General features: G+C 62.1%; 24 protein-coding genes. 14 read left to right on the forward strand and 10 right to left on the reverse strand.

Annotated elements, in window-relative coordinates; translation table 11 throughout:
• The first annotated feature begins 73 nt into the window (after window positions 1-73).
• The 7 genes from WS46_RS32570 (at window position 74) to WS46_RS32605 (ending at window position 4,953) form a co-directional block, all read left to right on the forward strand.
• Window positions 74-760: a metalloregulator ArsR/SmtB family transcription factor gene (locus tag WS46_RS32570; RefSeq protein WP_059529481.1), complete on the forward strand. Its 687-nt coding sequence runs from the start codon at window positions 74-76 to the stop codon at window positions 758-760.
• A 118-nt stretch (window positions 761-878) separates the two neighbouring features.
• Entirely contained in the window at window positions 879-1,763 is an 885-nt protein-coding gene (locus tag WS46_RS32575) for an NAD(P)-dependent oxidoreductase (protein WP_059693548.1), read from the forward strand.
• 78 nt (window positions 1,764-1,841) lie between these two features.
• Window positions 1,842-2,300 carry an NUDIX hydrolase gene (locus tag WS46_RS32580; protein WP_059529476.1) on the forward strand — a complete coding sequence of 153 codons (459 nt, stop codon included), beginning with the start codon at window positions 1,842-1,844 and terminating at the stop codon, window positions 2,298-2,300.
• Between the two features lie 75 nt (window positions 2,301-2,375).
• On the forward strand, window positions 2,376-2,843 hold the full coding sequence (locus WS46_RS34890) for an acetyltransferase (protein ID WP_081332273.1): 468 nt from the start codon (window positions 2,376-2,378) through the stop codon (window positions 2,841-2,843).
• Window positions 2,844-2,905: 62 nt separating this feature from the next.
• Window positions 2,906-3,682 carry an NAD(P)H-dependent oxidoreductase gene (locus tag WS46_RS34895; protein WP_082725444.1) on the forward strand — a complete coding sequence of 259 codons (777 nt, stop codon included), beginning with the start codon at window positions 2,906-2,908 and terminating at the stop codon, window positions 3,680-3,682.
• A 101-nt stretch (window positions 3,683-3,783) separates the two neighbouring features.
• Complete coding sequence (locus WS46_RS32600; protein ID WP_059693556.1) at window positions 3,784-4,326, forward strand: hypothetical protein; 543 nt, start codon at window positions 3,784-3,786, stop codon at window positions 4,324-4,326.
• Window positions 4,327-4,455: 129 nt separating this feature from the next.
• Entirely contained in the window at window positions 4,456-4,953 is a 498-nt protein-coding gene (locus WS46_RS32605; protein ID WP_059529466.1) for an AAA family ATPase, read from the forward strand.
• Between the two features lie 368 nt (window positions 4,954-5,321).
• Here the strand turns inward: WS46_RS32605 and WS46_RS32610 are convergent, their stop codons facing one another.
• Both WS46_RS32610 and WS46_RS32615 read right to left on the reverse strand, forming a co-directional pair.
• Complete coding sequence (locus WS46_RS32610; protein ID WP_059529463.1) at window positions 5,322-5,798, reverse strand: hypothetical protein; 477 nt, start codon at window positions 5,796-5,798, stop codon at window positions 5,322-5,324.
• A gap of 344 nt (window positions 5,799-6,142) precedes the next feature.
• Complete coding sequence (locus tag WS46_RS32615; protein WP_059529460.1) at window positions 6,143-6,766, reverse strand: LysE family translocator; 624 nt, start codon at window positions 6,764-6,766, stop codon at window positions 6,143-6,145.
• A 58-nt stretch (window positions 6,767-6,824) separates the two neighbouring features.
• Here WS46_RS32615 and WS46_RS32620 point away from each other — a divergent pair, with 58 nt between their 5' ends.
• From WS46_RS32620 to WS46_RS32645, 7 genes are all read left to right on the forward strand, one after another.
• Window positions 6,825-7,676 carry an AraC family transcriptional regulator gene (locus tag WS46_RS32620; RefSeq protein WP_059693616.1) on the forward strand — a complete coding sequence of 284 codons (852 nt, stop codon included), beginning with the start codon at window positions 6,825-6,827 and terminating at the stop codon, window positions 7,674-7,676.
• A 54-nt stretch (window positions 7,677-7,730) separates the two neighbouring features.
• Window positions 7,731-8,303: a GNAT family N-acetyltransferase gene (locus WS46_RS32625; RefSeq protein WP_059693558.1), complete on the forward strand. Its 573-nt coding sequence runs from the start codon at window positions 7,731-7,733 to the stop codon at window positions 8,301-8,303.
• On the forward strand, window positions 8,300-8,470 hold the full coding sequence (locus tag WS46_RS35845; protein ID WP_155771103.1) for a hypothetical protein: 171 nt from the start codon (window positions 8,300-8,302) through the stop codon (window positions 8,468-8,470). Before WS46_RS32625 ends, WS46_RS35845 begins: the two co-directional genes overlap by 4 nt.
• 270 nt (window positions 8,471-8,740) lie before the next feature.
• Window positions 8,741-9,130 carry a BlaI/MecI/CopY family transcriptional regulator gene (locus WS46_RS32630; protein WP_059529454.1) on the forward strand — a complete coding sequence of 130 codons (390 nt, stop codon included), beginning with the start codon at window positions 8,741-8,743 and terminating at the stop codon, window positions 9,128-9,130.
• Window positions 9,127-10,836, forward strand: a complete 1,710-nt coding sequence (locus WS46_RS32635; protein ID WP_059693560.1) for a M56 family metallopeptidase — start codon at window positions 9,127-9,129, stop codon at window positions 10,834-10,836. Before WS46_RS32630 ends, WS46_RS32635 begins: the two co-directional genes overlap by 4 nt.
• Before the next feature lie 40 nt (window positions 10,837-10,876).
• Window positions 10,877-11,704: a class D beta-lactamase gene (gene blaOXA / locus WS46_RS32640; protein ID WP_059693562.1), complete on the forward strand. Its 828-nt coding sequence runs from the start codon at window positions 10,877-10,879 to the stop codon at window positions 11,702-11,704.
• An 18-nt stretch (window positions 11,705-11,722) separates the two neighbouring features.
• Window positions 11,723-12,844 (forward strand): acyltransferase, encoded by a 1,122-nt coding sequence (locus WS46_RS32645; protein ID WP_059693564.1) that lies wholly within the window; start codon window positions 11,723-11,725, stop codon window positions 12,842-12,844.
• A 168-nt stretch (window positions 12,845-13,012) separates the two neighbouring features.
• On the opposite strand, the gene WS46_RS32650 is transcribed toward WS46_RS32645, so the two are convergent.
• From WS46_RS32650 to WS46_RS32685, 8 genes are all read right to left on the reverse strand, one after another.
• Window positions 13,013-14,971: a relaxase/mobilization nuclease and DUF3363 domain-containing protein gene (locus WS46_RS32650; RefSeq protein ID WP_059693566.1), complete on the reverse strand. Its 1,959-nt coding sequence runs from the start codon at window positions 14,969-14,971 to the stop codon at window positions 13,013-13,015.
• Between the two features lie 436 nt (window positions 14,972-15,407).
• The gene (locus WS46_RS32655; protein WP_059693569.1) at window positions 15,408-15,995 is read right to left on the reverse strand and encodes a S26 family signal peptidase; all 588 of its coding nucleotides are present in this window, start codon (window positions 15,993-15,995) and stop codon (window positions 15,408-15,410) included.
• Window positions 15,992-16,525: a DUF2840 domain-containing protein gene (locus tag WS46_RS32660; RefSeq protein ID WP_059693571.1), complete on the reverse strand. Its 534-nt coding sequence runs from the start codon at window positions 16,523-16,525 to the stop codon at window positions 15,992-15,994. Before WS46_RS32660 ends, WS46_RS32655 begins: the two co-directional genes overlap by 4 nt.
• Window positions 16,522-16,773 carry a hypothetical protein gene (locus WS46_RS32665; protein ID WP_005413090.1) on the reverse strand — a complete coding sequence of 84 codons (252 nt, stop codon included), beginning with the start codon at window positions 16,771-16,773 and terminating at the stop codon, window positions 16,522-16,524. The genes WS46_RS32660 and WS46_RS32665 overlap by 4 nt, the downstream gene beginning before the upstream one ends.
• Complete coding sequence (gene parA / locus WS46_RS32670) at window positions 16,770-17,408, reverse strand: ParA family partition ATPase (RefSeq protein ID WP_059693573.1); 639 nt, start codon at window positions 17,406-17,408, stop codon at window positions 16,770-16,772. Before parA ends, WS46_RS32665 begins: the two co-directional genes overlap by 4 nt.
• A 241-nt stretch (window positions 17,409-17,649) precedes the next feature.
• The gene (locus tag WS46_RS32675; protein WP_059693575.1) at window positions 17,650-18,495 is read right to left on the reverse strand and encodes a replication initiator protein A; all 846 of its coding nucleotides are present in this window, start codon (window positions 18,493-18,495) and stop codon (window positions 17,650-17,652) included.
• A 14-nt stretch (window positions 18,496-18,509) separates the two neighbouring features.
• Window positions 18,510-18,791 (reverse strand): AlpA family transcriptional regulator, encoded by a 282-nt coding sequence (locus WS46_RS32680; RefSeq protein WP_059693577.1) that lies wholly within the window; start codon window positions 18,789-18,791, stop codon window positions 18,510-18,512.
• Window positions 18,792-18,916: 125 nt separating this feature from the next.
• Window positions 18,917-19,669, reverse strand: a complete 753-nt coding sequence (locus tag WS46_RS32685; protein WP_059693584.1) for a DUF2285 domain-containing protein — start codon at window positions 19,667-19,669, stop codon at window positions 18,917-18,919.
• Between the last annotated feature and the right edge of the window lie 24 nt (window positions 19,670-19,693).

A 19,693-nucleotide genomic window follows, 5' to 3' on the forward strand; every position in this document is an offset into this window, starting at 1 on the left:
AACATCATTCCAACTATTGATGGAATGTTAGATCGATGATATCTTGCTGTCAACGAGATCCTGATTTGCCGTCATGAAAACAATCGCGCGCCCCACCGAACCTTTAGATGATCTAGCGGATGTCGCCAAGACCCTTGGGCATCCTCATCGCTTAGCGCTTCTGGAGGCCATCTTCCAGCGGGAGAGCTCAGTGGAGCGGCTGGCCGAACTTTCGGGACTGTCGATCACCAACGCATCGCAGCACTTGCTGCAACTGAAGCGGGCTGGGTTCGTCCAGTCCCGACGCGACGGCAAGCACGTGATGTACCGCATCGGCAGTGGACCGGTGGCCAATGTGGTCGCTGCACTGCACGACTACGTTGCCCATCAGCGCACCGAAATGCGACGCGTGATCGCGGACAGCGTTCATCACCCGGAACACCTCGATGGCGTGTCAATCGAGGAACTGATCGACAGACTAAAAGACGGCGCTCTGCTACTGGATGTCCGTTCGGCAGAAGACTATGCAACGGGGCACATTCCCGGTGCTATCAATATCCCGACAGAAGAGCTAGAGCGCCATCTGGGCGAACTGCCGCGGAATCAGAACATTCTCGCCTACTGTGGCGGCCGCTACTGCGTGCTCTCTATCCAGGCTGTCGCGTTGCTGCGTGCCAAGGGATTTAGCGCGGACCGCGTGAGCGACGGGTTTCCCGGATGGTGGGCCGCTGGCTTGCGCGTGGAAGCCGCGGCGCAGGCGCAGCACACTCGCCGCTTGTAAAGGCACAAACCACAGTACCTGCTCGCACGAGGCGCCGGCAGGACTTCTGCACAATCGTTCAAGACACTCTGCTGCGGTATGGATATAAAGGACTGTCTATTCACCCGCAAGGTGCAATATGCAAGAACAAATCGGATTCATCGGGCTCGGGGTCATGGGTACCCCGATGGCGCTCAACCTCGCCCGCAGCGGTGCGCCTGTCGCGGTCTGGAGCCGCTCCAAGGATAGATACGCCGAGTTGGGTGCAGCCGGCGCATGTACGGTCGAGAAAGTTGTCGACGTATTCGCACAATGCCGCGTTGTCATTCTCATGCTGGCCGATGACGACGCAATCGATACCGTGCTTGGCCGCCATACCGCCGATTTTTCCGTTCGCGTGCGCGAACATGTGATCGTCAATATGGGAACGACCTCGCCCAGCTATTCACGAGCGCTCGCAACTGAGATCGAATCCGCCGCTGGCCATTACGTTGAAGCCCCTGTGTCTGGTTCGCGCAAGCCCGCGGAAGCAGGTCAACTCGTCGTCATGCTGGCCGGTGCGCCTGAGGACATGCAGGAGGTGCGCAACATCGTCAAACCTCTGTGTCGCGAGAGCATTATCTGCGGCGCAGTCCCTTCCGCGCTGACGATGAAGCTCGCTGTCAATCTGTACCTCATCACGATGGTCACCGGCCTGGCGGAAGCCACTCACTTCGCCCAGCGCCACGGCATGGACCTCGCGCAATTTACCAGCGTACTGAACAACGGCCAGATGGCCAGCGATATTTCCCGCGTGAAGCTGGATAAACTCACGACGCAGGACTTTACTGTGCAAGCCGCCATCACCGACGTGCTGAAAAACAGCCGGCTGGTAGCGGAGTCTGCGAGAAGCGCAGGTCTCGCCTCGCCTTTGCTTGACGTCTGCCACGCACTTTATGGTGAAACCGTGGCCTTGGGGCATGGGTCATTGGACATGGCGGCGGTCATCCGTGCGATTGAGTGGCGGACCGGAACAGTGCAATAGCCCTATTGCGCCGTGTGCCATGGTTACGTTGCCCTGCAAGGGCCTTAACAGACGGGCCCTTCTCCTTCGTCCTTGCAAATGAACGTCACGTCGTCCGTACAGCCCGTTCCAGCCGTGATTGGTGTCGTCCTAAGGAAACAAGAGGTCCTGCTCGTTCGACGTGCCAATCCACCCGACGCTGGTCGCTGGGGTCTTCCTGGAGGGAAGATCGAGGCCGGCGAGACAATTTTGGAAGCTGTCGTCCGCGAGGTACACGAAGAAACGGCCATTAGCGTCTCCCCACGGAACGTCTTCACCGCGTTGGAGGCCTTAGACCACAGCTCCGAGGGCGAATTGCGCCAGCACTTCGTGCTCATTGCCGTCTTGTGCGAATGGCTGCAGGGAGAGCCCGTGGCCGGCGACGATGCGCTCGATGCCCAGTGGGTCAACCTCATTGAGCTTGAACGGCAAAATCTGGTCATGAGCTTCGGCGTGCGCAGCGTAGTGCGCCGCGCCGAAGAGCTGACGACAGCGCATACGAGGCAGCCGAGCCAATAGGAATTCAGTTCACCACGGTGCACACCACATGGCGCATCCTTTAAACGGAAAAATTTAATCGACACCAAAAACGCTATGATCACGATACGAAAGTCAATGCCAATGGACAGTTTTCGAGTAATGGAAATTTGGCGAAGCTCCGTTGATGCAACACATCATTTCCTTGCTGCGGCGGATCGCCGGGATATTGAGTCCGAGGTCGCCGCATTTCTCCCTGAGGCGCCGCTGGATTTGGCGGTTGATGAGTCAGGTCGTGCCGTTGCTTTCATGTTACTCAATGGCGATCACATGGAAGCTCTATTTGTCGACCCGGATCACCGCGGGCGGGGCGTTGGCCGGGTCCTCGTGCGAGAAGCCATAAGGCGCCACCCTAGCCTTTCGACTGATGTCAACGAACAGAATCACCAAGCGGTCGGGTTCTATGAAAGGCTGGGATTCGAACCGTGCGGCCGATCCAACGTGGACGGTCAAGGACGACCATATCCCCTGATACACCTTCGGTACAAGTCGACAAGACATTCTTCGGAATTGACTGAAGACTAGTATCTGCTTCATATCGCGGGAATTGTTCCGTTGCAATGGCAACTAGTGCAGAGGGAGGCCGCATGCATGCGCTCATTGTATTGGCTCACCCTGAGCAGAGGTCTTTTAATGCGTACCTGGCTGAACTCGCCAGACAGGCATGGGGTGTTCAAGGACATGACGCCACCGTCCTTGATCTCTACGCAGAGGATTTCGAACCACGTGAAGCGTCCTGGCATTATTCTTCGCTGAAGAGCGGAGAGAAATTTGATCCGATGCAGGAGCAACGTCATCATTGGAGCTCCAATACTCTGCCACCCGTAGTCGCACAACACATTGAGCTTTTGCAGAAATCCGACGCCTTGATACTTCAATTTCCATTCTGGTGGTTTGGGATGCCCGCCATTATGAAAGGATGGATGGACCGAGTTTTCGTTTACGGCGGTTTATATCGGAGCCAGCATCGTTACGAAAGCGGCGTGATGCGCGGGAAAAAGGCCCTGATTGTGTCCACGGCCGGCTCTTCGGCCCAAGCTTGTGCACCGGATGGACGCGACGGCGATATGCGTCTGCTTCTGTGGCCCGTCATGCACGCGCTGCACTACCTTGGCTTTACCGTGCTGGAACCCTATCTCATCCATGGCGTTCGTGGCGGTTTATCGGGTAAGGAGGCTCAACAGCAACGCCACTTCCTTGAGCAACGAGCCATCGACTATCGCGTAAGGCTGCAACATTGGTCGACATGGCCTTCGATTCCCTTCAATCATGGAGACGACTTTACTGACGGGGTAAGCCTGAAGCCAGACGCTCCAGTATATAGCCCGTTCGTTCGCCATCGATTAGGTGACGAAAGTCGATAACGCATGGAGTTATCGGAATAGACACCGCGGGATGCTTTGTTATGGAGTGGCCCTCTCCTGCAGCATGCGATTTCGGAATTCATTTCTAACAGGAGGTTCACATGAGCATGACCTATTCGGAAGCTCTCAAGGTAAACGCCGAGAAGGGGGAGACTGGCGCTTACAGCGCCGGGTTCTCGGATTTCATTGCTATGAAAATACTGGCAAGTAAACGCACAGAACGCTTTGGGAACGTCTATGGCGCGAATGCTTATCTCATGGCGTTTTCACAGCGCAAAGAACTGGTTTGCGATCTTGACATTCGTATCGATGCGATTCGCCTGGCCGAACTGGATGCGGTGACGGAAATTCTAAACTGCAACAAGCAGGAGTTTGCACTGGAACTCATTGTCGCCGGCATAGAGCAAGCAAAGCAGGCGCTCACCGCTGCAGGACTTCAACATGCCTACGATAAAGCAGTTGACAAAAAAATTGCGGAGATAGGTATCTCGATCGCACCCTCAGCATCCCAAGGATGCTGGACACTTCACCACAATGGCGAGCCCATCGTGAACCAGGACGCCGATCGGCATGGCAAAGCTGCGAATACAATTTCCGATATGGTCCAGGAGGCTGCCACTGGGCCTACGAATCCGGTTGCGTGAATAAACAGGGCTAATGCTAGCTCATTCATCAGGTTTGCAAGGGGCGCCTAGCCTTTGCAGAGTAGGCGAAAGCCGCACCGAGGCATCGTATGCGATTCGCTGCGCCCCTCTTTGAATGGATTAACTGAAATGGCGAAGATTCACTTGGTTGAAGGTCCCGTTGGAGCCGGTAAGTCCACGTTCGTTGCTACGCTCCGAAAGCAATACGCAGCACCAGGGTTCATCCTCGATGCGTGGTTCGTCAGACTCTACAGTCCTGATCGTCCTGCGGTGAATGTGATGGACTGGTATATAACTAGGAAAGAGCGCTGTCTGGAACAGATCTGGGCAACGGCTAAGGAAGTCCTTGATGCTGGTCATGACGTAGTCCTTGAGCTAGGACTGGTGGAGAAGATCAACCGCGAACGTTTCTATACTCAGGCCAGTGAGGCCGGCTACGAGTTGGCAATTTACTTAGTCGATGCCCCGCGAGAGGTTCGGCGGGAACGCGTCCGCAGGCGCAATCGGGAACGTGGCGCGACATATGCCATGGAAGTGCCGGATACATTTTTCGAGCTAGCAAGTGATCATTGGGAACCCATCGATGAGATCGAGCGCGAAATGTACGGCGTACATGTGGTGACTTGAGGACAAAGTTCCGTCATGGTGGTGAAGTTGCCCTCAATCGCCTTCATTTGGTTGATAAGGGCATGTGATGATGCTCGTTCTATTGGCCTCGACCTGCCTTGACGCACGCAGCGGCAACGCACACGTTACCAGGCTGAAATGGCACAAAAACTGTCAATACGGGGTTAGGCCGCCCCATAGTGCTACCGAGCACGCAATTGCCTCATCTGACCACGGGCATCCTTATCCCTTTGTCTCGCGAGGGGAACATCAACGCGGAAGGGCAGCAATCCAGCCGCGCGCTCCCATCACCGAGTCTCTGGCGCACCGCCTCGCCTGGCACAAACGTCCGGCACTCGTCCGGAAGTAACCGAGGCGGCAAGCCGTCCCTACGCTGACTCTTCCTCTCGCGGCGCCAGGAAGGCCATCACAAGGCGGACCGGCAACTCCTTGTCCTCGTGGCGTAGCTCAAGAGTGAGCTGATTTTCTGGGTCAATGTGCCAGCTAACTGCACGCAGGGCATCGCGATAGGGGTTCTCGGATACTACACCGGTGTTTCCGAGGATTCTGCCTAGGTCCGCCCAGACGTTATCAAAATCGTCATTGAAGCTAGTGATAACGGCTTCATATTCGTTCGGCCCGTCTAAGCTGTCCATATCTGTTGATCTGAGGGTCATCTCGACCGAATTGATTTTGCCTTTAACACCACTGTACACACTAAACTTGTTTGATCGACTGTCTCGATAAGTCTTCCTTCGGCCGACCTCTTGGGTGAGTTGCAGCCCCGAGCGCTCGACGGCTTCGCTCTCTGGGTAGATCCCGAAAGACTTCAACGTATCGATAAAGACATCGAGTGCATATTGCATGTCTGGCGCTCCGACATCGGCTCCTAGTGATTAGAATCTGATTCTTAGTTTAGTACCCACGATGCCTTCTGATCCGTTGCCGACTTTGGGCAGCGGCGTCCAACCGTTGCAGAACCTTTCTTATATATATCCGGCACAGGTTGTGGCATCCGAATGCAAAACCATACGGTTTCAGTCTCGACGTATCGAATACCGCATCGTGATCTTGCCGCCCACTGGCTCAGGCGCGCCGCTTGCACGGGTGATGCCGGGCGATTATCAAGAAAGATGGGATCATCGAAGATATGGCAACGGCATCTTCCCCGCAATGATCATCGATTTAACGTATTACATTACTTGTTCCATTACTTGATCAGTTCAAAGACGGTCATCCCCACTAGGAGAAGGGCCATGAACACGTTCACGACACGTGAGGTCAAAGGATGGCGTAATAGCCTCGACAGCATCGTTCCCGCCAGCAACCATCCAAAATGAATCACAACGATCATGAGACTCAAGATCAATGTCTTCATCCAAGCATCAATGGCGCTCTCGGTGTAAATCGTAGCTCCCGCAAATACAGCGGCAATTGCGAGATAGGCCTTGGGATTGGCAACCGCAAGGACAAAACCCGCCACGAACGGAGGGGCGGCGGCTTGGTCCGGAAGGCTCGACAAAGGTGGAGAGGTCGCGATCTGGTAAGCGAGATAGCAGATATAGATTGCCGCAACGATGCTCAGAGCACGCGCCCCGAACGGAAACGACGTCACGAAAGCCATAACGCCGAACGCAACCAACACTAGCGCAGCTATCGTTCCTGCAATCAAACCCCATGTATAGCGGAGCGAGCGACCAACGCCATAAGAAGCCGCGACGGCTGTTACACTGACGGTTGAGGGCCCAGGGCTACCCATAATAAGCAATGATTGGAGTACGAAGAGCAGAATCGGCTGCCAATTGCCCGGCATCCACGCCACTGAATCATGCATGTAAGCTCCGTCAAAATGATCACGATCTTGACGTTAGATGAGCGATGGAGAGACTGTCTTGAATGATTGTGCGGAGCTGCCCTGCAGCGGTAGCCATGGACTGATATTTGGACCCGATGCCAAGGGTCTGCAGCTTGCGCAAGCAAGCTTCTCCAGGGAAGCCTTTTCCGCTCATCGTCACGATACCTATGCCATTGGCATTACTGTGAGCGGGGTTCAGGCATTTCGTTATCGCCGCGAGCAACACCACTGCCTACCGGGGCAATGCCACATCCTGCATCCCGATGAACTCCATGATGGCAAGGCTGCGACGGAAGCAGGATTTGCCTATCGCATCGCCTATATCGATCCCGCTCTCGTTCAAGCCGCCTTGCGCGGCCGCACGCTACCCTTTGTTGGCTCGCCGGTAACAGACATATCTCGTTTGCCAGACGACATCACTGGAAGGCTGATGCGTTTCGATGAGCCGTTCGACGATCTGTCGCGAACCGAATTCATCGTCTCTATCGCTGATTTTCTCGAAGAAGCGGCTGGAAATCGTGGCATCCGCAAAACAGAACCTCTGGCACTTCCGCAACTTTCCCGAGTGCGAGACATGATTACAGCGGAACCGATCAGGCAGTTCAAGATGACTGAACTGGAACAAATTGCCGGAATGGATCGATGGACCATCGCCCGGCAATTCCGCCTGTTGTTCGGCGCCAGCCCCCGCCGGTTCCGCACTTTGCGCCAACTCGATATCACGCGGAATCTGCTCGAGAAGGGAGCATCGCTTTCGGTGGCCGCCGCCGAAGCCGGCTTCGCTGACCAAAGCCATATGACGCGACACTTCAAAGGGGCCTTCGGTTTCACACCCCGGAGGTGGATTGAAACAACGCGCAGTGTCTCAAACGCACACGAGTCACGATAGTGCGCACCTCCCGGTGCCCTGCGCGCGTCTGGATTCCGCAACGAAGGAACCCGCATGACCACTTTTCCCATTTCCACCGAACGCCTCGTCCTGCGCCCGTTCAAACGCGGCGATCTTGCCGCGTTCACCGCATACAGGAACCATCCTGACGTCGCGCGCTATCAGAGTTGGTCGTCGTACGCGGATGCCGACGCGGCGGCGTTCTTCGCCGAGCAGCAGACGCTTGAGTTCGACACCGACGGCACGTGGTTCCAGATCGCGGCCGAGCACCAGGCCGACGGCGCGCTGATCGGCGACGTCGCGGTGCATTTCTTCGACGAAGGGCGGCAGGCCGAGCTGGGCGTAACGTTCGACGTCGCCGCGCAGCAGCATGGCTTTGCGCTCGAAGCGGTGTCGCGGGTGATCGAACTGCTGTTCGCAGATTTTGGCAAGCACCGCATCGTCGCGACGGTGGACGCGCACAACGTACGCGCGCAGCGTCTGTTTGAGCGACAGGGCTTTCGCCGCGAAGGGCATTATCGCGAGAACATCTTCTTCAAAGGTGCGTGGTCCGACGAGTACGGCTATGCGTTGCTGAGCCGCGAATGGCGGGCTCTACGGCAAGCGGCGACGGGAGGCGCGCAATGACGGCGTTCGGGAATTTCGTCGAGCTGTGCACGCACCGCACCGCCGCGAATGGTGACGCGCTCGCCTACCGTTATCTGAGCCGTCACGGCGAGGACTGCACGCTCAGCTTCGGTACGCTCGATTTCGCGACGCGTCGCTACACGGCGTTCCTGCCGACCGAAAACTGACCACCTGCTGGTTATCAATTTTCAACCTGCGGCAGGCAGCCCATACCTCACACGTCAATGCTAGCGCTGCAGGCCGCAATAGGAAGGTGCCGTTCTCGAAGCGGCGCTGCGCGGCTCCCGACATCGATGTTGCCTCCTCTGTCGCGGGGTCTAGAAGTTCACTCAAGTTTGCGAACTTCCGAGGGCGTCGGAGGTGCCGTCATTGTCGTAGACAAACTGTTCTAGACAATTTATTCTAGACGCACATTTTGCCTTGTACCGTCCTTTTTCATGGCCAACAGGAACCAGCCCAGCGCCAAGCCGACCGCCGCCGAACTCGACGTGCTGCAGACGTTGTGGGAAACCGGCCCCGCCACCGTCAAGCAAGTCCACGCCGCCATGGCCGCCCGGCGCGACGGCATCACCTACGCAAACGTGCTGCGACTGATGCAGATCATGCATGGCAAGGGCGTGTTGACACGCGATGAAAGCCAACGCTCCCATGTCTATGCCGCTGCGCAAAGCCAGAGGGCGACGCAGGGCCGCCTGATCAAGGATCTGATTGGCAAGGCTTTCGCCGGCTCGGGCAAGGCACTGGTTCTGGCCGCCCTGCGCGGAGGTTACGTCAGCAAGAAAGACCGCGCGGAAATAGAAGCCCTCCTGCGCGACGACAAACTGTGAGCGACCTTCTGCTTGCCACCGCCTGGGCCATTGGCGGTGGCCTGCCGGCGCTGGCTTGGAAAATCCTGTGCCTCCACGCCGCCACGCTAGCGCTACTGTCACTTACGCGGCCAGACGACGCGAAACTGCGTTATGTGTTGCTCGGAACAGCGCTTTTCTCCAGCGTCGGTGTTGGCGTGGCCGACGTGGCGTTGGCGTGGCGCGGCCTGCCGCCCACCTCGCCCGACGCCCCGGCTGTAGCCGACAGCGCAACGTTGGCCTGGCCGTTGTGGCTAGCGTTGGCCTGGCTAGTCGGCAGTGCAGTCGCGGCGCTGCGAGTGTGTCTCGGACTGACATGGCTGCGTGGCATTGTGCGTGCCAGCGCCCCGTGGATCGATCCCGCCTGGCAGGCGCGTGTGGCCGACATGGCGCGCCGCCTGCGGCTCTCGCGCACGGTTGGGTTGCGGGTAGTGCGAAACCTGTCCACGCCCGTCACGGCCGGATGGTTTAAGCCGGTGATCCTGGTACCGGCTTCGCTCGTCACCGGAATGCCAGCGGACCTGTTGGCGGCGCTGCTGGCGCATGAGTTGGCGCACGTACGACGCCATGACTATCTGATCAACCTGTTGCAACATGCGGCGGAGGTTCTACTGTTCTTCCACCCGTCCATCTGGTCACTGTCCCGCGCTATTCGTATCGAACGCGAGCGCATCGCCGACCAGATTGCGGCAGCGTTGATCGGCAGTCCCATGCCGCTGGCGCGCGCCCTGCACGCCCTGGACAACTCCGAGATCGGCACGCCGGTGCCGGTGGCTCCCGGCGCGCGCGACGGTGAATTGCTTGACCGCATCCGCCGTCTGGTGCGGCCCGAGAGTCTTTCCGCTCGGCGCGCGGTGGCCCTACCTGTCACGACCCTATCAATTGCGCTGGCAGGCTTTGGCGCCTGGTCAGCGCTGACCTCCGGACGAACGCATCCCTTGTCGGCGCAGGAAGAGCAACGCCTCATGGCACAGCTACCGGGGATACAGGCATTGGTCGAGGCGAGCGGCGCGTCCCACGTGCTGGTGCTGGATGCCCGCTCCGGCGCCACGCTGCTCGGCCGCGCCGAGAACGAGGCCGTGCCGATCGCGTCGCTGACTAAACTGATGACGGCCATGGTGGTTCTGGATACGGTGCCGGACTTGTCGCGTCGCATTCTCATCGACGAACGCGATGCGAGCGCCACGGCCTCGGGCGCGGCCTCGCCGCTGCCAGTGGGCGCCAGCGTGACGCTGGAGACCCTGCTCAAGCTGGCGCTGATGGCGTCGGACAACCGCGCGGCCCACGCCTTAGCCCGCACCTATCCGGGCGGTGAGCCAGCCTTCGCGCAAGCATTGCGGCGCAAGACCGCGGCGCTACACCTCGAACACACTACGCTCGAAGAAGCTACCGGCTTGTCGACCGCCAATCGCGCGAGTGCCGCAGACATCGGCAAGATTGTTGGTGCGGCCGCTGCCTACCCGCAAATCGCGCGCGACACCACTGCGCTCGCCGAGACCGTCGACGCGGCTGGCAATCGGCTGCATTACCACAACACCAACCCACTGGTCGGCGCGCAGGGCTGGAATATCCGCCTGTCCAAGACCGGCACTTCCGCCGAAGCTGGGCGCTGCCTGGCCATGCGCATTCATATCGAGGACCGCGACCTGACGCTGGTCCTGCTCAACGGCCGTTCTGACAACGCGTGAGCCCTTCCTCCCGCTTTCCCCCGACGCCATTTCATCGATCATGACCATTCGACTCTCTTCGTTCGCTGTCGGCACAGCCCTTTCCCTGTTCGCGCTGGCCGCCGCCCCGGCCCGTGCGACCGTCCTATGCACCGTCGTCGCCGACGCCGCCGACGGCCGAATCGTCTTCCAGCAAGGCACGCAGCAGGCTTGCGCGGAACGCTACACGCCCGCCTCGACCTTCAAACTGCCCATCGCCCTGATGGGCGCGGATGCCGGCATCCTGCAAAGCCCGCACGAACCGGTCTGGAACTATCGGCCAGGCTACCCCGACTGGGGCGGTGACGCCTGGCGCCAGCCCACGGATCCAGCGCGCTGGATCAAATACTCGGTGGTCTGGTATTCGCAGTTGGCCGCCAAGGCATTGGAACAAGAGCGCTTCCAGCGCTATACCTCGGCGTTCCACTACGGCAACGAGGATGTCTCGGGCGAGCCAGGCAAGCACAACGGCACGGACGGCGCGTGGATCATCTCGTCGCTACGCATTTCGCCGTTGGAGCAGCTGGCCTTCCTGCGCAAAGTCGTCAACCGGCAATTGCCGGTCAAGGCTGCGGCCTACGAGTTGGCGGAAAGCCTATTCGAGGTTGGCGAGGCCGGCGGCTGGCGCCTGTACGGCAAGACCGGCACCGGCTCACCCGGCAGTAACGGCGTCTACAACGCTGCCAACGCCTACGGCTGGTTCGTTGGCTGGGCCCGCAAGGACGGCCGCCAGTTGGTGTTCGCCCGCCTGGTGCAGGACGAGCGCGCAACCAAGCCCAACGCCGGCTTGCGCGCCCGCGACGACTTGATGCACGACTGGCCCGCCATGGTCGGCACGCCCCGCAAGTAAGCCTGGCAACGCCCGATCATGAACGCCTCTGATACACGCGACGACGCCATCGACCTCCTGCGCGGCCTGTCGATCCTGCTGGTACTGCTGCATCATTTCAATATCGCCTATTCCCTTGGCGATACCACGCTTGCCGGCCTGCTTGGCTGGCCGCTGTTGCGCGCCATCGCGCGTAACGGCAACTACGGCGTAACGATTTTCTTTGCGATATCGGGCTTTCTGATCACCCGCAACTCGCTGGAGCGCTGGGGCCGACTCGACGCCATTCGGACGGTATCGTTCTGGCGACTGCGCTTCGCGCGAATCCTTCCCATGCTGGTCCTGACGCTCGCGGCGGTCGACGCGCTCGCGCTGGCCGGTCTGCCGCTGTTCGGCAACCGGGCGGCGAGCACGGTGCCGCTGTGGACGACCAACGCCGCCGCGCTAGGCGCCTGGATGAATGTACTGGTCATCCGCGAGGGATGGATCAACTATCCGCTGGGCGTGATGTGGTCGCTGTCGGTCGAGATGGCCTTCTACCTGCTGTTTCCATTGGCTTGTGTGCTGTTGCGGCGTAGCACGCGACTGGCGCTGCTGGCCGCCGTCCTGGTTGTTGCCGGCCCGCTCTACCGCCTCGCCAACCAGGGAAACGGTGAGGCCTATCTGTATGGCTACCTCGCCTGCTTCGACGCCATCGCCATCGGTTGCTGCGCTGGTGTCCTTGCGCGGCGGCGGACATGGCCGGCGTTGCAGCGGCCATACGTCCGTCCATTGATTGGCATCGCCATGACACTGCTCTACCTGATGTGGCCGATCAGCCAGAGCAACATTCTCGGCGTCAGCGCCATGGCACTAGGATCCGCCTTGCTTCTGCTCGGCCGCGCCGCGGCGAGACATAGTTCGCCCGGCTTGGCGCGGCGCATCCTGACACGCTGCGGCCGCGACTGCTACGAGATCTACCTGCTGCACCTGCTGGTGCTGGGCCTGCTGCGCACGTGGCTGCCACCGGCGCAGCTCCTAAGCGACGCCAGGCTTGGGTTGTTGCTGGCCTATTTCGCCGGATCATGCCTGCTGGGCACGCTGGTGTCTCGCGGCTACTCCACGCCCCTGAATCGCTGGCTACGGCAACGTTCTGGCGTTGTATTCCGGGCTACGCGCTAACGCTGGGTCGCGGTTCGAAGCGGCAGCGCGCCGGAGTAACGCGGCAAGCCCACAAAATTCCCAGTTAAGTGACGCTTTCTTGGATGCGGCGCTGGCCGGCCAGGCATTGCTCTGGTATCCGACTGGCTAATGGCCGAACCTTTGAGAAGCGCCGTGGAAGATGCGCGCCTAAATTTCCAGGCCACGTTGTCGCCCAACCTCCCACGACACTCCGCCGGCTCGCACCGTAGCGGTGAGCTGCTGCCCCAACCGCTGTTCGATCACCGGCTTCCACGGCACGAGCGAGAACCCCATGCCATCATCGAGCATCGCGTAGCGCCCGCTGGCGAGCATGACGGAGCGCCGGTAGATGCCGGCCACGCGCTGCCCCTCGGCGACGGGGCGATGTCCCAGACCGGTTGTGGCGGTAATGTCCTTGGCAGCCTGCGCCAATTCGCGCCGGCGCAGCGTTGCCAACAGGTTGCGCGCGAGAACGACACGCTGCCCGCGACGCTCGGCCAGTCCCTGTTCGGCCAGGAACTCGGCTCGCTGGCGCAGCGCGTCCTTGACCTCGGCCCCAAAGCCAAGGTCGCCCAGGCCTTTGCCGCCGCCAATCAACTGCTGGTCGAGCCACGTGGCTCCGATCACGCGGGTCTGTCGCTCGATGGGTAGGTGCGATTTCAACTCCACCATCACGCCGCCACCAAGGCGTTGCGCGTCGTACTGGCGACCTTGCTCGGCCAGGTCGTCGGGCAGGCGCCAGACGCCTTCGGCCTCGCGCTCCACGATGCCGACGCGGCGCAAAGCTTCGAGCCGGCGCACATGGGCGGCCACCACTTCGCGCGGATCGCGCTCGGGCGTCGCCTGACCTTGGGCGACGGCCAGGTGATGATCGGTGCGATACACGCCATCAACAGCCAGCGCGGCGATGTTGCGGTCAGCCGCGCGCACGTCGGCCGCCCCTTTCACTTCCACCACGGCCCCGGTCGGATACTTCTCCAGTTCGGCGCGCGGTGGCAGCGCGATATAGTGCGCCTTGCCGTCCGTGCCATCCACGATCAGATAGCCCTTGTCGTACAGTTCGTCGGCCAGCCCCTTGCCGACGACACGGCCAACGACGGCGCGGCCACCCTCGCCAGACTGGAATACAGTCAATTCACGCTGCTTGCCGCTCATGGCCCGCTGCATCGTTCGGATGATGTCGCCACGTTCGCCCATCGCCCGCAGGGTCAGTTCGGCGTCGGCATGGACGGCCCACGTGCCGGGCCGAGGCTCGGACGCCAGGCGCATTCGCTGCAGGTGTTGCAGGCGGCCGATCAGCACTTGCCGCTGGCCTTGCAACCTAGGTTCGGCGAAGCGTTCGACGCGCACCAGGCCATCGTCACCGGTCTCGCGCTGCAAGGTGCGATCCAGGCCCGTCCACCGCTCTTGATCGACTTCGCGCTGCATGGCGCGCTGCAGCTCCAGTTCGGTGCGTGGCCCCAGCCATTCAGTCGCCAATTCCGACGCCCGCCGGCGCATCCCCTCGGCGATGTAGTCGCGGGAAATGATGAGGTCTTTGCCGGTGTCGTCCTTGCCGCGCAGGACGACGTGCGTGTGCGGGTTGTCGGTATTCCAGTGATCGACGGCCACCCATTCCAGCCGCGTCCCCAGGTCGGCCTCCATGCGCGCCATCAGGTGCCGGGTGTAGGTACGCAAATCGTCGATCTGTTCGGCATCCTCCGGCGAGACGATGAACCGGAACTGGTGCCGATCCTCGCGCCCGCGTTCCTCGAACGCCTTGGTGTCCGCCTCGTCGGTCGTCGGCCCGTAGGCGTGGCCCGGCCCGCCCTGGCGATCGACGCCTTCCCGCTCGATGTAGCGCAGGTGCGCGGCGGTCGAGCGCGGCCCGGCCTGCGCCAGATTGACCAGCCGCGCCTTGATCGTCACGCGCCGGGCGTTGGCCCCAAGTCCCCGGCCTGCGAAGCGCGCCGCAACGTGGCCGCGGCCCAGCCGGGAACCGGGTCGCTGGCTGACCTTGCCTGCCGCCTTGCCAAGCTTCGCGCCGGCCTTGTTGGCTTGCCGCAGAACCTTGTTGACGTAGGCATCGCCTCGCTGCTTCGGAGCGCCAGGCCGGACGCGAAATCGGTCGTCGTCGCGCTGGCTCATGGTATGGCCCCATCCAACGCCGGCGCAGTCCAGCGGACAAAGCACGCGACTTCGCCAATACCGATGCGGCATTGCGCACCTTCGCGGCACGCTGCCGCCCCGTGGCGCGTGCCGCGCTCCCCCCATGTGCAGACAAGGTTTTCAAGCGGCCATGTGCCGCGACCTTTTATCTTGCCTTCCGCCTTTGCCCTGCGCTTTCGCTCCGGGCGTCGGTGGCCCGGCGGCGCGGCGCTGCTCGCAGCCAGCGCGCCGGGGAACGCAGCCACTGCCCTCGGCCAGGCGCGTTCAAGGCAAGATGCATGCACGGTGGAAAGCGTCGCCGGATGTTGCGCGACGTGCGGCGCGGATGCGCTCGCACGACACGCGCGACGACACGGCGACAGCCAGCAGGATGACACGCCGGATGACACGATGAAGCGCAGTGGATCGGCGGCCATCATCGGTGTGTCTCCAGCCAGACCGGATGAGCAACACCGATCACGGCGGATGCAGCAATCGGTCCGAAATAGCGGCTATCGAACGACGCCGGATTGGTCACGCTTAACAGGAACAGCTCGCCCGGTTCGAGACGACGGCACTGCTGCCAGGATGGCAGCGGCCGACCCATGCGGTCGGCAGGCAGAGCGGTTGCTACCGGCACGCCGTCGATGCGCACGCTGCGACCGACGATGCACACCTGCTGCGGTGCGACCGCACCGATACGTTTGAGCAGCGGAATGTGCGTCGGCAGGTAGCCGCGTTGCGCTGCCAACGCAGCGGCGGCGTCCGGCAACGGCACCAGCACGATGCTGTCCACGGACAACGGACGTCGCAGCGAGGCGGTGCGCGGCTCGAATGGTTCGATGCGATACCAGCCGACCGCTACGCTGTCGGACGGGTTGTAGGTCAGGCGCGGCAGCGGCGACACGAAAGACGCCCAGGCCAGCGCAGCAAAGCCGCAGGCGGACAGGCCCACCAGCACGAAGCGAGCGCGTCGGCGCAAGCGAGGATGCGGCGTGGTGCTGGATGGCAAATTGGTCTTCATGGCAGCGACCTCCCAGCCAGCCAAGCGGCGTGCCGCTCGGCGGTGTACGCCGGTAGTGGCAAGCGTGCAGCGAGCCTGTTGCCGAGCGTGTGCCAGTACGCGGGCGACACGTCGGCGAGCACGATGCCCAGCGCCTCGATGGCGTCGAACTGCGTCAGCACGGCGCGCACGGCGGGTTCGCCCTCGGCGTGCAGCAACAGGCGCGCGCCGGGCAACACGCCGGGGATGCGCTGCGCCGCGTCCAGCGGTGTGCAAGCCTGCATCACCATGAGCTGCCAGCGAATCGTGCCGTAGTCATTCGCTTGCCAGCGGATGCGGCAGAACAGCGCGCCCGGCAGGAATACCGCGACACGTCGCCAGCGATCGAGCCGGACAATGCGGGCCGGCTCACCGAAGCGCAGATAGAGGTTGATGCGTTGTTCAACGTAGGCGAGCGATACGCGGGTCAGCAACGCGTCGCCGGCCCTGCCGGCAAGCACCGCGAGCGACGGTGGCGGCGCAGCCGTGGCCGCCAGAGCGGATGCGTTCATATGGTCTTCTCCGGGAACTCGCGTTCCAGCAGCGCGCGCAGCAGTTCGGCGACGGTCACGCCTTGCGTGAATGCCGACACCTTGATGCGCGCTCGCATCGCGGGTGTGATGTCGAGGGTCAGGCGCGCGGTGTAGAGGTCGCCTTTCTGGAGGCCGTCGGCGTCGCCCTGGCGAACCCACGCCTCGGCGTGCGGGTTCGCCGGCGGACGCGCGCCAATGACGATGCGTTTGCCGCTGCGCTGGTTCATGTCGGCCACCGCAGCAGCTCGTCGGTCAGTGCGGTGATCTCGCGTGCGGCGGCGCTGTCGGGCGCCGTCTCGCGTGCAAGCCGGCCAGCGGCCACGCTGTCGGCGAACACAATGCGCTGATGCACTTCCGAGCGCAGCGCCGGAAGCGGCTGATCTGCGAGCGCGTTGCGCGCCTCGCGGCCGATGACGGTGGTACTGACACGGCGATTGACGACGAAGCCTGCGCGCAGCGCAGGCCGAAACACCTGCGCCTCGCGGATCAGCGCCACCATCTCCGCAGAGGCCCACACGTCGTAGGGGCTGGGCTGCACCGGTATCAGCACGCGCTCGGCCGCCAGCAGCGCCGAGCGCGCCAGCGCGGCGATGCGCGGCGGCCCGTCGATGACGACGTGATCGGCGCGGCGTGCCAGCTCTGGCGCTTCCTGATGCAATGTCTCGCGCGCGAGGCCCACGGCACTGAACAAACGCGGCAAGCCCTGCTGGGCGCGCCGCTGCGTCCAGTCCAGCGCCGAACCTTGCGGGTCGGCATCGAGCAGAACGACGTGCTGGCCCCTCATCGCCAGCTCGCCGGCGATGTGCGTGGCGAGCGTGGTCTTGCCGACGCCGCCTTTCTGGTTAAGCAATGCGACGATCATGGCGCGGCCCTCCGTGTTGGAAAGCCAGCCAGAGCGTGCCGTTTGGCGGTTGTCCACCGAAACCGCGCGCCTCTATCAAAAGTTATAGGTTTTAAGTTAGGGAAGTTAGAGAGCGCCGAAACCCGCGCCGTTATTGGCCTTCTGGCGAATTCGCACGCCTGATAGCACGATAGGAACACGCCCGATAGCACGATACCCGGCACGCCTGATAGCACGAGGCCGTCCACACGATTTCCCAGAGTTATCCCCGTGCCGTGAACGGCACGGGTCGGAACGTCAGCAGTTCCGCGCCGGTTCCCGGTATCCGCTCGATGCCGAGCACATAGCCAGGCAGCGACTGCCGCGCGACCAACGCGCGCAGGTCGCAGGCGAAGTCGTAGGGCTTCGCCGTGCTGCCAGATTTGCGGTGTAGATGCCGAAAGTCGAATTGCCAGCCACCGGGCTGTTTGCCGCCGTGCTTGCGCACAAGCCGATACAGCCACCGCTCGATACCGCCGGTCAGCCGGAAATACGCCGGGTCGATGGTCAGCACCAGGGCGGCGTCGAGCACGCCGGCATAGAACCAGTCCGGCAGGATTAACTCGATGCCCAACGGCGTGCCGCGGGCGTCGGCCAGCTCCTTCCATTCGTTGATCCACGAGAAGCGATGCAGGCGCCGCCCAGTCGTCTCGCGGATGGAGGTCGCCACCGTGGTCGATTGCAGCCGATCGAGCGCTGCCTTGAGACGTTGGTAGTCGCGCAGCGACACTCCGCGCCCGATGAAACGCAGGATCTCGTAGGGTGTGGCGTGCATTAGGCGCGACGGGCGCAGGCCCGCGTCGCGCGCCTCCACGATCTGCGAGGCTGCCCATATCAGCACGTCTGCGTCCCATATGGTCGCTATGCCGTGCTCCCGCGTTCCTTCCACGCGGATCGTGACGTTTCCGCTGCGAAAGTCGATCGGTGCCGTGCGCCGCGACTTCGCCAGCGAGAAGAAGGGATAAGCCATCAGGTCCTGAGCGTCGCGCGGCGCCATGTCGCCAGGCAAGGCGCGGAACAGGTCGAGCTGTTCCCGCTCCCGCGATGGGCTGGACATGGAGATGGCCACCGGCGAGCCATCCGTCAGCGCGCACGACTGTCGGCCGAGTGATGCTCGGCGTATTCGGGGTCGGACGTAGCCTCGAAGCTGCGCTGGTCGGCCCATGCATCGAGGTCGGCCACCGCATACATGACGCGGCGGCCAAACTTGCGGAACTTTGGTCCGCCGCCAATCACGCGCTGCTTTTCCAGCGTGCGCGGCGACAGCCGCAGGTACTCGGCGGCTTCGTCATTGGTCAGGTAGCGTTGGGGTTGCGCCGTCGTAGCGACGGCAACGGCAGCAGGCCGCAAGGGAGCGGGACGCATCGGGTGAACCTCCATCGGTCAGGAACGCCCGGCCACACAACGCGACCGGATGGAGGCAGTCTTGGGAAAGCGATGCGTTGCGCAGAGGGTCGTTTTGCAGCGAAGACAAAACGACCCTGTGCAGGTCAATCAATCTGTGCAAGGCGGCGGTAGCCGCCGCGCATCAGCGATTGGCCGCGCCGCACTAGGCGGCGCACGCGCGAGCGCAGGCCGCCGTCGGCGTACCAGCCGGCGGCGACGGTCTCAGCGCCGAACAGTCCTTCGGCGATTTCGCGCAAGGACGCGCCCACGAGGGTCGCGTCGAGCGCCTGCAAGGTATGCAGTTCCAGCAGCTCGGTCGGCGTAGGCCGGGAACGGGCCGCCGCACGCGCGGCTCCGTCCGCCGTCGCCAACTTGTCCAGCTGGGCCGTGACCGTGCGGTTGCTTGTGCAAGGTGAGGCGCACGCGCGAACGGCATAGAGGTAGGCCATACCATCGGCCAAGCCCGGTGCCAACACGAGCCGCATGCAGCAGCCTGGCCAGCGCGACACCATGACCAGGCGCTTGCCATCGTGGGTCAGGTGCTTATGGCCGGGCATACGCCAGAATTCAAACAATGCCGCACCAGGCGGCGGGTCGGCGTCCGGGTAGAGCTGGAGCACGGCGTCGTGGTCGGGGAACCAGACCGGATGCGCTTCGCGTGCATCGAGTGCTGGGTCTTCCAGAAGGCGCAGGCCCCAAGCCTGCGCCTTCTGCGGTTGCCCATGACGGCGAAGCCAATCACGCCGGTAGTCGGGGTGGCGACGCAGGTACTCCCATGCCAGCGCGGGGCCATCCAAGTGCAGCACGTACAGGTACGCAGCGGCGGGATACCAGGCATCGGTGCTTCGATCAGCCATGACGCGACCTCCTGTTCAATAGGA

This window comes from Burkholderia sp. RF4-BP95, assembly GCF_001521985.1.
GTDB lineage: Bacteria > Pseudomonadota > Gammaproteobacteria > Burkholderiales > Burkholderiaceae > Burkholderia > Burkholderia diffusa.